At 51.7% G+C, this 12,247-nt stretch carries 14 protein-coding genes and 1 riboswitch; of the genes, 5 read left to right on the plus strand and 9 right to left on the minus strand.

Annotated features, from left to right (window positions below):
- Nucleotides 1–4: 4 nt before the first annotated feature.
- Entirely contained in the window at nt 5–1,111 is a 1,107-nt protein-coding gene (locus H9644_RS17195; protein ID WP_191775600.1) for an ABC transporter permease, read from the plus strand.
- On the opposite strand, the gene H9644_RS17200 is transcribed toward H9644_RS17195, so the two are convergent.
- Entirely contained in the window at nt 1,073–1,483 is a 411-nt protein-coding gene (locus H9644_RS17200; protein ID WP_064530095.1) for a YbhQ family protein, read from the minus strand. The genes H9644_RS17195 and H9644_RS17200 overlap by 39 nt on opposite strands.
- Nucleotides 1,484–1,615: 132 nt before the next feature.
- Here H9644_RS17200 and H9644_RS17205 point away from each other — a divergent pair, with 132 nt between their 5' ends.
- The 3 genes from H9644_RS17205 to H9644_RS17215 are packed head-to-tail and all read left to right on the plus strand — an operon-like array spanning nt 1,616 to nt 4,571.
- Entirely contained in the window at nt 1,616–2,377 is a 762-nt protein-coding gene (locus H9644_RS17205; protein WP_191775603.1) for an endonuclease/exonuclease/phosphatase family protein, read from the plus strand.
- Nucleotides 2,374–3,615: a cardiolipin synthase ClsB gene (gene clsB, locus H9644_RS17210; protein WP_191775605.1), complete on the plus strand. Its 1,242-nt coding sequence runs from the start codon at nt 2,374–2,376 to the stop codon at nt 3,613–3,615. The genes H9644_RS17205 and clsB overlap by 4 nt, the downstream gene beginning before the upstream one ends.
- A complete protein-coding gene (locus H9644_RS17215; protein ID WP_191775607.1) occupies nt 3,615–4,571 on the plus strand; it encodes a lysylphosphatidylglycerol synthase domain-containing protein in 957 nt (318 codons plus the stop codon). Before clsB ends, H9644_RS17215 begins: the two co-directional genes overlap by 1 nt.
- Nucleotides 4,572–4,574: 3 nt before the next feature.
- Here the strand turns inward: H9644_RS17215 and H9644_RS21990 are convergent, their stop codons facing one another.
- The 7 genes from H9644_RS21990 to moaA all read right to left on the minus strand — a co-directional run bounded on the left by H9644_RS21990 (nt 4,575) and on the right by moaA (nt 8,619).
- Entirely contained in the window at nt 4,575–4,976 is a 402-nt protein-coding gene (locus H9644_RS21990) for a hypothetical protein (RefSeq protein WP_225221433.1), read from the minus strand.
- 99 nt (nt 4,977–5,075) lie between these two features.
- Nucleotides 5,076–5,780 carry a Bax inhibitor-1/YccA family protein gene (locus H9644_RS17225; RefSeq protein WP_191775609.1) on the minus strand — a complete coding sequence of 235 codons (705 nt, stop codon included), beginning with the start codon at nt 5,778–5,780 and terminating at the stop codon, nt 5,076–5,078.
- Nucleotides 5,781–5,915: 135 nt separating this feature from the next.
- Nucleotides 5,916–6,368: a molybdopterin synthase catalytic subunit MoaE gene (gene moaE / locus H9644_RS17230; protein WP_000852287.1), complete on the minus strand. Its 453-nt coding sequence runs from the start codon at nt 6,366–6,368 to the stop codon at nt 5,916–5,918.
- A gap of 1 nt (nt 6,369) precedes the next feature.
- Entirely contained in the window at nt 6,370–6,615 is a 246-nt protein-coding gene (gene moaD / locus H9644_RS17235; protein WP_191775612.1) for a molybdopterin synthase sulfur carrier subunit, read from the minus strand.
- Entirely contained in the window at nt 6,608–7,093 is a 486-nt protein-coding gene (gene moaC / locus H9644_RS17240) for a cyclic pyranopterin monophosphate synthase MoaC (RefSeq protein WP_064530089.1), read from the minus strand. The genes moaD and moaC overlap by 8 nt, the downstream gene beginning before the upstream one ends.
- A 2-nt stretch (nt 7,094–7,095) precedes the next feature.
- On the minus strand, nt 7,096–7,608 hold the full coding sequence (moaB, locus tag H9644_RS17245) for a molybdenum cofactor biosynthesis protein B (RefSeq protein WP_000084634.1): 513 nt from the start codon (nt 7,606–7,608) through the stop codon (nt 7,096–7,098).
- Nucleotides 7,609–7,629: 21 nt separating this feature from the next.
- Nucleotides 7,630–8,619 carry a GTP 3',8-cyclase MoaA gene (gene moaA, locus H9644_RS17250; protein ID WP_001295301.1) on the minus strand — a complete coding sequence of 330 codons (990 nt, stop codon included), beginning with the start codon at nt 8,617–8,619 and terminating at the stop codon, nt 7,630–7,632.
- Nucleotides 8,607–8,751: riboswitch (molybdenum cofactor riboswitch) on the minus strand. (Overlaps the previous gene by 13 nt.)
- 265 nt (nt 8,752–9,016) lie before the next feature.
- On the opposite strand from moaA, the gene yvcK reads away from it, so the two are divergent.
- Complete coding sequence (yvcK, locus tag H9644_RS17255) at nt 9,017–9,925, plus strand: uridine diphosphate-N-acetylglucosamine-binding protein YvcK (protein ID WP_064530088.1); 909 nt, start codon at nt 9,017–9,019, stop codon at nt 9,923–9,925.
- Nucleotides 9,926–10,098: 173 nt separating this feature from the next.
- Here the strand turns inward: yvcK and uvrB are convergent, their stop codons facing one another.
- Nucleotides 10,099–12,120, minus strand: a complete 2,022-nt coding sequence (gene uvrB / locus H9644_RS17260) for an excinuclease ABC subunit UvrB (protein WP_191775614.1) — start codon at nt 12,118–12,120, stop codon at nt 10,099–10,101.
- Nucleotides 12,121–12,247 lie beyond the last annotated feature (127 nt).

Here is a 12,247-nt window from a genome sequence, read left to right on the forward strand (position 1 = left end):
GAGCATGTTTCATCGCTTATGGACGTTAATCCGCAAAGAGTTACAGTCATTGCTGCGCGAACCGCAAACGCGTGCGATTCTGATTTTACCCGTGCTGATTCAGGTAATTCTGTTCCCGTTCGCCGCCACACTGGAAGTGACCAACGCCACCATCGCCATCTACGACGAAGATAACGGCGCACATTCGGTGGAGTTGACCCAGCGTTTTGCCCGAGCCAGCGCCTTTACCCACGTGCTGCTGTTGAAAAGTCCACGGGAGATCCGCCCGACAATCGACACACAAAAGGCGCTACTGCTGGTGCGTTTTCCGGCTGACTTCTCGCGCAAACTGGATACCTTCCAGACCGCGCCGTTGCAGTTGATTCTCGACGGGCGTAACTCCAACAGTGCGCAAATCGCCGCCAACTACCTGCAACAGATCGTCAAAAATTATCAGCAGGAGCTGCTGGAAGGAAAACCGAAGCCAAACAACAGCGAGCTGGTGGTACGCAACTGGTATAACCCAAATCTCGACTATAAATGGTTCGTGGTGCCGTCGCTGATTGCCATGATCACCACTATTGGCGTGATGATCGTCACTTCACTTTCCGTCGCCCGCGAACGTGAACAAGGTACGCTCGATCAGCTCCTGGTTTCGCCGCTCACTACCTGGCAGATATTTATCGGCAAAGCCGTACCGGCGTTAATTGTCGCCACATTCCAGGCGACCATTGTGCTGGCCATTGGTATCTGGGCATATCAAATCCCCTTCGCCGGATCGCTGGCCCTGTTCTACTTTACGATGGTGATTTACGGTTTATCGCTGGTGGGATTCGGTCTGTTGATTTCGTCACTCTGCTCAACGCAACAGCAGGCGTTTATCGGCGTGTTCGTCTTTATGATGCCCGCCATTCTGCTTTCCGGTTACGTTTCGCCGGTGGAGAACATGCCTGTGTGGCTGCAAAACCTGACGTGGATTAACCCTATTCGCCACTTTACGGACATTACCAAGCAGATTTATTTGAAGGATGCGAGTCTGGATATTGTGTGGAACAGCTTGTGGCCGCTATTGGTCATAACGGCCACGACAGGGTCAGCGGCGTACGCGATGTTTAGACGTAAGGTGATGTAATTTTTTATCTTTCGCCAGTAACGACACTACCGCCGGGCCGGCAAGGATCGCCAGCCCTGCAACGGCCAGCAAATAGTTGTTTTCCAGTACGCGGGACAACAGCCACAACACAATCAGCGCCGCGCCAAAATACCAGGTGGTGGTCAGCTCTTCCAGCACATCCGCCACCTCTCGCCAGCGTTGCTCGGGATGACGCTGAAACACCAGCATCATCACCACGGTGACACAATACAGCACGCATAATCCCACGCCGACGTGAACCAGAGTTTTACTCATCCAGCCCATCACCAGCAGCGCCACTACCAGTAAATGCAACATAATCTGCCAGCAACTTAGGCCAGTTGCGACACGAACACGTTGTTGCCACTTCATGGCTTCTCTCCTGAAGAATTTATCTCTACTAACTCAGAGTACCGAACTTTACGGAAAATTCCGTAAGACCGCACCTTTTTGTGACGCCGACTACACTATTTCAATGAGATAAGAGGCAAAGACAGGAAAATTATGCCCGATCAAACACAACACTTTTCGTTCAAGGTGCTCACCATCAATATTCACAAAGGTTTTACCGCGTTTAACCGACGCTTCATTTTGCCGGAGCTTCGCGACGCCGTGCGCACCGTCAACGCCGATATTGTTTGCCTGCAGGAAGTGATGGGCGCGCACGAAGTTCATCCGCTGCGTGTAGAAAACTGGCCCGACACATCTCACTACGAGTTTCTCGCCGACACCATGTGGAGCGATTTTGCCTACGGCCGCAATGCTGTGTATCCGGAAGGGCATCACGGCAACGCGGTACTGTCACGCTATCCCATTGAACATTATGAGAATCGCGATGTTTCGGTCGATGGCGCGGAAAAACGTGGCGTGCTCTACTGCCGCATTGTGCCGCCAATGACCGGAAAAGCGATTCATGTGATGTGCGTACATCTCGGTTTGCGAGAGGCGCACCGTCAGGCGCAACTTGCGATGCTTGCCGAATGGGTAAACCAGCTTCCGCCCGACGAACCCGTTTTAGTGGCGGGTGATTTCAACGACTGGCGGCAAAAAGCCAATCATCCGTTGAAGGCCCATGCCGGGCTGGATGAGATATTTACCCGCGCCCACGGACGCCCGGCGCGCACGTTTCCGGTGCAATTTCCCCTACTACGACTGGACAGGATCTATGTCAAAAATGCCAGCGCCAGCGCGCCAACGGCGTTGCCGCTGCGGACCTGGCGACATCTTTCTGACCATGCTCCTTTGAGTGCGGAGATTCATTTATGAAATGTAGCTGGCGCGAAGGCAATAAGATCCAGTTGCTGGAAAACGGCGAGCAATATTATCCCGCTGTATTTAAAGCGATTGATGAGGCGCAAGAACGCATCATCCTTGAAACGTTTATCTGGTTCGAGGATGACGTCGGTAAACAACTGCATGCGGCACTGCTGGCGGCGGTGCAACGTGGAGTTAAAGCGGAAGTTTTGCTGGATGGCTACGGTTCGCCGGATCTCAGCGATGAGTTTGTCAATGAACTGACTGCGGCTGGCGTGATATTTCGTTATTACGATCCCCGCCCTCGCCTGTTCGGTATGCGTACTAATGTATTCCGCCGGATGCATCGCAAAATTGTGGTGATCGATGCACGTATCGCCTTTATTGGTGGACTGAATTACTCCGCCGAGCATATGTCCAGCTACGGTCCAGAGGCTAAACAGGATTACGCGGTACGTCTGGAAGGGCCGATTGTTGAAGATATTTTGCAATTTGAACTGGAAAATCTGCCCGGGCAAAGCGCAGCACGGCGCTGGTGGCGACGTCATCACAAAGCGGAAGAAAACCGCCAGCCGGGAGAAGCGCAGGTATTGCTGGTCTGGCGCGATAACGAAGAACATCGCAGCGATATTGAACGTCACTATCTGAAAATGCTCACTCAGGCACGGAGGGAAGTGATTATCGCCAACGCCTACTTCTTCCCTGGCTATCGGTTTTTACACGCCTTGCGTAAAGCGGCGCGGCGCGGAGTGCGGATCAAACTGATTATTCAGGGCGAACCGGATATGCCCATTGTCAGAGTCGGCGCGCGCTTGCTGTATAACTATCTGGTTAAAGGCGGTGTTCAGGTGTTTGAGTACCGTCGCCGCCCGCTCCACGGCAAAGTGGCATTGATGGACGATCACTGGGCAACGGTAGGTTCCAGTAATCTCGATCCGCTCAGTTTGTCGCTAAATCTCGAAGCAAACGTCATCATTCACGATCGAAAATTTAACCAGACGCTGCGCGACAATCTTAACAGCATCATCGCTGCCGACTGTCAGCTGGTGGATGAAACTATGCTGCCGAAACGCACCTGGTGGAACCTGAGCAAAAGCGTGCTGGCGTTCCACTTTTTGCGCCATTTCCCGGCGCTGGTGGGCTGGCTTCCGGCGCATACACCGCATCTGGCACAGGTTGATCCCCCCGCACAACCAGCAATGGAAACGCAGGATCGGGTAGAAACGGAAAACACGGGGATAAAACCCTGATGAGTAAATCGCATCCACGCTGGCGCCGGACAAAGAAGATCCTCACCTGGCTGTTTTTTATCGCGGTGATTGTGTTGCTGGTGGTCTATGCCAAAAAGGTAGACTGGGAAGAGGTCTGGAAGGTCATCCGCGACTACAATCGCGTTGCGCTGCTCAGTGCGGTTGGGCTGGTGGTCGTCAGTTATCTGATTTACGGCTGCTATGACCTGCTCGCCCGCTTCTACTGTGGTCACAAACTGGCGAAGCGCCAGGTGATGCTGGTGTCGTTTATCTGCTACGCCTTCAACCTGACGCTCAGTACCTGGGTCGGCGGCATTGGTATGCGCTATCGTTTGTACTCTCGTCTGGGATTGCCCGGTAGCACTATCACACGGATTTTCTCGCTGAGTATTACCACCAACTGGATGGGCTATATTTTACTGGCGGGGATTATCTTTACCGCAGGCATGGTGGAACTGCCGGAGCATTGGTATATCGATCAAACCACGCTGCGTATTCTCGGCATTGGCTTACTGATGATTATCGCGGTTTATTTGTGGTTTTGCGCGTTCGCGAAGCACCGCCATATGACCATCAAGGGGCAAAAGCTGGTGCTACCTTCATGGAAATTTGCCCTGGCGCAGATGCTGATTTCCAGCGTTAACTGGATGGTAATGGGAGCGATTATCTGGCTGTTACTCGGTCAAAACGTGAACTATTTCTTTGTTTTAGGCGTGTTACTGGTTAGCAGTATTGCCGGCGTCATTGTGCATATTCCGGCGGGTATTGGCGTGCTGGAAGCGGTGTTTATCGCGCTACTGGCAGGAGAGCATACATCAAAAGGCACGATTATCGCTGCCCTGCTCGCTTACCGTGTCCTGTACTACTTTATCCCGCTGCTGTTGGCGCTGATTTGCTATCTGGTACTGGAAAGTCAGGCGAAGAAGCTACGGGCGAAAAATGAAGCGGCGATGTGATGTTCAGTTAACTTCTTTTGGTTTAAGTTCGGGATGCTGTTTATAGATGGGGTTCATGATGTCGATTAGCATGCGCCCCATTATTTCACCAACGGCAGAACGATAAGTATTAAGCTCAGATTCATCGCAAGTTTGCTGAACACGTGATACTGACGCATCTAATTTAGAACCAATGTCGAGCATTAATGCGCTGATATCTTCTGCTATATTTTTATCTTTGAACATTTCATAAACCTTTTTATTTATGACAGACACAGACGCTAAACTAGCAGCGACAACCGCCACCAAATGAGGGGCAGCATTTTGCTGGGCAAAGCGCTTTTTTGCTGTAATTGAGTAGCAGAGGATCGTCTGTTCAAATGCGTTATCTGTCCCTGAAATGATGCAGTGGACATAGTCTGGCATTTGTGGCGATTCAATTCTCATGTAAATGAGCGGAATAGTCTTTATAAAATCCGAAAAAAATCCCGGCACCTGGCCGGGATATTGATGGTGAAAAAAGAATTAACGGCGGTTGCCAAATATCCGCAGCAACATCAGGAACAGGTTGATGAAGTCCAGATACAAGGTTAACGCACCAAGAATGGAGTATTTACGCAGGTTCGACGTGTCACGGGTATCAATCTGCTCGCCCATATTTTTCAGTTTCTGAGTGTCATACGCCGTCAGTCCAACAAAGACAATCACGCCGATGTAGGTGACTGCCCACATTAATGCCTCGCTTTTCAGCCAGAAGTTCACCAGCGAGGCGATGACAATACCGATTAACGCCATAAACAGCATATTGCCGAAGCTGCTTAAATCGCGTTTCGTGGTGTAACCATACAGGCTCATTGCGCCGAACATCCCGGCAGTAACGACGAAGGTACTCGCGATAGAGGCAGCAGTATAGACAATGAAAATACTGGAAAGCGTCAGGCCAGTCAACGCCGAATAAAGCATAAAGAGCATGGTTGTCACGCCTGCACTCAGCTTTTGAATCATCGCTGATAACACAATAACCAGAGCTAATTGCGCTATTACCAGACCAATTAAAAAGATGCGGTTGGTGAATAACAGCTCCATAACGGCGGCGGAATTGGCCGCATACCAGGCAACAAATGCAGTAAGCAGCAAGCCCACTGTCATCCAGCCATAGACCTGTGCCATATAGGTTTGCAGGCCAGCTCGGGTTTGTACGATTGAATCAGAACGTGGGAATCTGTCCATGACTTTCTCCTGAAGATATAAGGAATATCTTAAGGATACTGCAAATGAGGAGGGTGTGCATCGACGCCGCGTAAACGCATGTCCAGAGCGGAGAAATTGCCGGATGCAACTGTGCGGTATCCGGCATACTAAAAACTACCAGCGTTTTGCCGCCTGCTGATCGCTCTCCCGGGCTTCGACCCAGCGGTCGCCTTCCGGCGTGGCTTCGCGCTTCCAGAACGGCGCGCGGGTTTTGAGATAATCCATAATAAACTGCCCGGCTTCAAACGCACTGCTGCGATGCGCACTGGTAACGCCGACAAAAACGATTTCATCACCCGGCCATAATTCGCCAATGCGATGAATAACCGTTACTCTTCCCAGCGGCCAGCGGTTACGCGCTTCATCAACGATTTCTGCCAGTGCTTTTTCAGTCATCCCCGGATAGTGTTCGAGGGTTAATGCTTTTACGCTGTCCCCCAGGTTATGGTTGCGCACCTTTCCGGTAAAGGTGACCACTGCACCGTCTTCGTCACGCTCCGCCAGCCACGGGTACTCTTCCCCTACGCTGAACGGCTGCGGTCCGACAACAATTTTAGTTTCTGCCATCTTATCCTCCGGTTACCGGCGGGAAGAAAGCCACTTCGTCGCCGTCAGTCAGCGGATGGTCAAAACTCACCAGCGTCTGGTTGACGGCAGCCAGTAATTTGCCATCTTCCAGCGCCAGCGCCCAGCGATCGCTCTGCGCAGCCAGGTGTTGACGTAATACTTCTACGGTTGGGAACTCCGCAGCCACTTCGATTGCATCGGTCCCCACCAGCTCGCGCACCTGGGCGAAAAAAAGAACGTTAATCATCCGCTTCCACCTTAAAGTCACCTGACTTGCCGCCACTTTTCGCCAGCAAACGTACCGGACCAATCACCATATCTTTTTGCACCGCTTTACACATATCGTAGATAGTCAGCGCGGCCACGGAGGCCGCCGTTAATGCTTCCATTTCGACACCGGTTTTCCCGGTCAGGCGACAAAGTGTTTCAATACGTACCCGATTATTCTCCGGCTCGGCCTGTAAATTGACTTCGACTTTACTGAGCATCAGCGGATGACACAGCGGGATCAGATCCCAGGTGCGTTTTGCTGCCTGAATACCGGCAATACGCGCAGTAGCAAACACGTCGCCTTTGTGGTGGCGACCATCGATGATCATCGCCAACGTCTCGCTGCGCATGGTGACAAAAGCTTCAGCTCGCGCTTCACGTACGGTTTCCGCTTTGGCGGAGACATCCACCATGTGCGCTTCGCCAGCGGCGTTGATATGGGTCAGTTGCGACATACTTATTTCTTCAAATGTGGATGGAAATTGCACGGACGCGTACGGGCGTCCAGCTGCGGCGCGATGATGTTTTCCCAGGCGGTGCGACACGCTTTGGTTGAACCAGGCATGGCGAAAATCAGCGTCTTGTTAGCGACGCCCGCTACCGCACGGGATTGCAACGTTGCGGTGCCAATCTCTTCAAACGACAGCATACGGAACACTTCGCCAAAACCTTCGACTTCACGGTCGAACAGCGGCAGCAATGCTTCAGGTGCCTGATCGCCTTCAGTCAGGCCAGTACCGCCAGTAATCAACACCACTTGTACATCGTCGCTGGCTATCCACGCAGATACCTGAGCACGGATGGCGTAGCGGTTTTCTTTGACAATAGCTTTATCTACAACATGATGGCCCGCTTCCTGCGCAGAATCGCGCAGATAGTGACCGGAGGTATCGTCTTCTTCACCGCGACGATTAGAAACCGTAAGAATAGCAATACGGGTCGGGATAAATTCAGTGCTTACCTGACTCATCTGATCTCTCCTTTTGACGTTTTAACCGCCAATGTACGATAAGTTTTGCGTAATACCGGTGTTGTTTTGATGCAGGAAATGGGTCTGTTTTTTCTCCCGCAGCGCCGCTGAAATACGCGCTTCCAGCGCCTGTTGCTGGGTATCATCTTCCAGTAGATCGCGCAGATTAACGCCGCCCTCACCAAACAGGCAGAGGTGGAGTTTACCAATGGAGGAGACGCGCAGACGGTTGCAGGTGGCACAGAAGTCTTTTTCATACGGCATGATTAGGCCGATCTCTCCGGCGTAATCCGGATGACAAAAGACTTGCGCCGGGCCGTCGCTGCGTTGACGCAGTTGATGGATCCAGCCGCGACGCAGCAGCTCGTCACGCAGAACCTGACCAGAAATATGGTGCTTACGGAAGAGTTCACTGCCCTCGCCTGTTTCCATCAGTTCGATGAAACGCAACTGGATAGGGCGATGCTGGATCCAGTTCAGAAAGGTGTCGAGTTGGTGATGATTGACATCGCGCATCAGCACGGTATTGACTTTGACCTTCTCAAAACCGGCTTCAAATGCGGCATCGATGCCCGCCATTACCTGGTTGAATTTATCCTGACCGGTAATAGCATGAAACTGACGGGCATCGAGGCTATCAACGCTGACGTTAATGCCCGTCAGCCCGGCATCGCGCCAGTTCGCCACGTCGCGTTCCAGACGGTAACCATTAGTGGTGACCGCAATCTGGCGGATAGCATCGTTTTCTCGTACAGCGGCGATGATATCGGTAAAGTCGCGACGTAAAGACGGCTCACCGCCTGTCAGACGGACTTTTTCGGTACCCAGACTGGCAAAGGCGCGTGTAACCCGGCGAATTTCATCGACGGTCAGAAAGCCTTTATTGGTGACGCCGCTCGGCTTGTAGCCATCCGGCAGACAATATGTGCAACGAAAGTTACACACATCGGTAATCGACAGGCGCAAGTAATAAAACTTACGCGCAAATGCATCAGTCAGTTGTGAAGCCATGTACACCTTTCCAGATACGGGAGGCGAAGTCATTTCTTCCTTCGCCCTGGTGGCAACCTTTCAAAGCATTGTCACGGCCAAAGCACCATATCAGTTGACCCAGGTGCAGAGGCTAGAGTGTTTAGTGGTTATGCCGATACTAGCGCGTAAATGAGATTTTTACCATTCACCCTTTTCGCTATGTAATCATGTATATAGCGTCATGATCGGCCTATTTCGCTACAGAATAAGGGAAAATGGCGGTTTTACTTTGATATACATCATCAGGGATGCAGAGCGAGTATCATCCTTTGGAGGTAGAAAACCATGAGTTGTATCCTCAATATTGGCAGGCTAATTGCTGTCTCCCCGTAATTTGCGCTACTGTAGCGCGGATAATCTGACTTCAGGAATGTATATGCGCAATCGTACGCTGGCTGACCTTGATCGTGTCGTTGCTCTCGGCGGGGGGCATGGACTGGGACGCGTTCTCTCATCACTTTCGTCTTTAGGTTCTCGTTTAACGGGCATCGTAACCACTACTGATAATGGTGGTTCGACGGGACGTATTCGTCGCTCGGAAGGCGGTATTGCCTGGGGCGATATGCGCAACTGTCTAAACCAGCTGATAACGGAACCGAGCGTCGCTTCCGCGATGTTTGAATACCGTTTTGGCGGTAATGGCGAACTTTCCGGGCATAACCTTGGAAACTTGATGTTAAAGGCGCTGGATCACCTTAGCGTGCGGCCTCTGGAAGCCATCAATTTGATTCGTAATCTGCTGAAAGTAGACGCGCAATTAATTCCGATGTCAGAGCATCCCGTTGATCTGATGGCCATTGATGATCAGGGACACGAAGTTTACGGCGAGGTCAATATCGATCAGTTAACTACGCCGATTCAGGAACTACTTTTAACCCCCAACGTACCTGCCACTCGTGAAGCGGTGCTGGCGATCAATGAGGCTGACCTGATAATTATCGGGCCTGGGAGTTTTTATACCAGCCTGATGCCAATCCTGCTGCTTGAGGAAATGGCACAGGCGCTACGCCGCTCTCCAGCCCCGATGGTTTATATTGGCAATTTGGGAAGAGAATTAAGCCTGCCTGCGGCGAATCTGAAGCTGGAAAACAAGCTGGCGATTATGGAGCAGTATGTCGGTAAAAAGGTGATTGATGCGGTAATTGTCGGACCGAAGGTGGATGTTTCTATGGTTAACGACAGATTAGTCATTCAGGACGTACTGGAGGCCAGCGATATTCCCTATCGTCATGACCGCCAGTTGTTACATAACGCGCTGGAAAAGGCATTACAGGCGTTGGGTTAACGGAAAACCGGAAGAACATTCCGGCTTCAGATTGCTGACAAAGCGCGCGTTGTTCATGCCGGATGCGGCGTGCAAACCGCGCAAATTCAATATATTGCAGAGAAAATGTAGGCCTGATAAGCGTAGCGCATCAGGCTGTTTTTCATTTGTCATCTGTCTTCTTCGCTATCCTGTTACGAAGCTGCAATAAACAACTCACGCAACTGATGCAACTGATCACGAATTTGTGCCGCCTCTTCGAATTCGAGGTTTTGCGCGTGTTGCATCATCTGACCTTCCAGTTCATGGATTTTCTGCTGCAACGCTTTAGGCGACATATCCATCGGCACATTATCCGGTTCGACAATCGGGCGCGATTTTCCTCTGCCCTTCGCTTTGGTTTTAGCAATGTTCTGCCCCAGCGCCAGGATATCGACCACTTTCTTGTTAAGCCCTTGTGGCGTAATACCATGCTCTTCGTTGTACCGCTGCTGTTTCTCACGACGACGTTCCGTTTCGCCAATCGCTTTCGCCATCGACGGGGTTATCTTGTCGCCGTAGAGAATCGCTTTGCCGTTGATGTTACGCGCTGCACGACCAATGGTCTGGATCAGCGAACGTTCTGAACGCAGGAAGCCTTCTTTGTCGGCATCGAGGATCGCCACCAGCGAGACTTCCGGCATATCCAGACCTTCGCGCAGTAAGTTGATGCCAACCAACACATCGAACTCGCCCAGACGCAAGTCGCGGATGATTTCCATACGCTCGACGGTGTCGATATCCGAGTGAAGATAACGCACGCGTTCACCGTGTTCTTCCAGATATTCGGTGAGATCTTCCGCCATCCGCTTAGTCAACGTCGTGACCAGTACGCGTTCGTTAATTGCCGCCCGCAGGCGAATTTCTGAAAGAAGATCATCAACCTGGGTCGCTACCGGGCGCATTTCGATAATCGGGTCCAGCAGTCCTGTTGGACGCACCACCTGATCCACCACGTCGCCACCGGATTTCTCCAGCTCGTAATTACCGGGGGTCGCAGAAACATAGATGGTTTGCGGTGCTAATGCCTCGAACTCTTCGAACTTCAGCGGACGGTTATCCAGCGCCGAGGGCAGGCGGAAACCGTACTCTACCAGCGTCTCTTTACGCGCCCGATCGCCTCGATACATGCCGCCAATTTGCGGAATAGTCACGTGGGATTCATCGACCACCAACAGACCATCGGCGGGTAGATAATCAAACAGCGTCGGCGGTGGCTCACCGGGTCCACGACCGGAAAGAAAGCGCGAATAGTTTTCAATGCCTGAGCAATAACCCAGCTCGTTCATCATCTCCAGATCAAACTGGGTACGCTGAGTCAGGCGTTGTTCTTCCAGCAGCTTGTTATTTGCCAGCAGCACTTTGCGCCGATCGGCCAGCTCTTCTTTGATCTCTTCCATTGCCTGCACAATACGCTCACGCGGGGTAACGTAGTGTGTTTTCGGATAGATGGTAAAGCGGGGAATGGTTGAGATAATCTGCCCTGTTAACGGGTCGAAAAGCGACAGCCTCTCTACCTCTTCGTCGAACAATTCAACACGTAGCGCAACGTCGTCGGACTCCGCCGGAAAAATATCAATCACTTCTCCGCGAACACGGAAAGTCCCGCGCTGGAACGCCTGGTCGTTGCGGGTGTATTGCAGTTCCGCCAGACGCCGCAGAATCGCGCGCTGATCGATAATCATGCCGACCGTCAGATGCAGCATCATCTTAAGATATAAGTCAGGGTCGCCCAGACCGTAGATGGCTGAAACAGAGGCGACCACCACCACATCGCGGCGCTCCAGCAAAGCTTTAGTCGCTGAAAGCCGCATCTGTTCAATATGTTCGTTTACCGAGGCATCTTTTTCAATGAAGGTGTCAGAACTCGGCACATAGGCTTCCGGCTGATAGTAGTCATAGTAAGAGACGAAGTATTCCACCGCATTTTCCGGGAAAAATTCTTTCATCTCGCCGTACAACTGGGCCGCCAGCGTTTTGTTGGGCGCCAGCACCATCGTCGGGCGCTGAAGGTCAGCGATGACGTTAGCGATGGTAAATGTTTTCCCGGAGCCCGTTACGCCAAGTAGAGTCTGGTGAGCCAGGCCATCTTCAAGTCCCTCTTCGAGGCGTCGAATTGCCTCAGGCTGATCGCCAGAAGGTTTGAAAGCGGAATTCAGTTTGAACGGTTTACTCATGAGTCGCTACCTGAAGGAGTGGGCGGGCAGGTATGTAATTTTACTCGTCGTGCTTAATAATGCCAACAAATTATACTGGATAAAAAAACAGTTTCACGCCACATTATTTCTGTTACATCGTCAACGA

It is taken from the genome of Escherichia whittamii, assembly GCF_014836715.1.
Taxonomy (GTDB): Bacteria; Pseudomonadota; Gammaproteobacteria; order Enterobacterales; family Enterobacteriaceae; genus Escherichia; species Escherichia whittamii.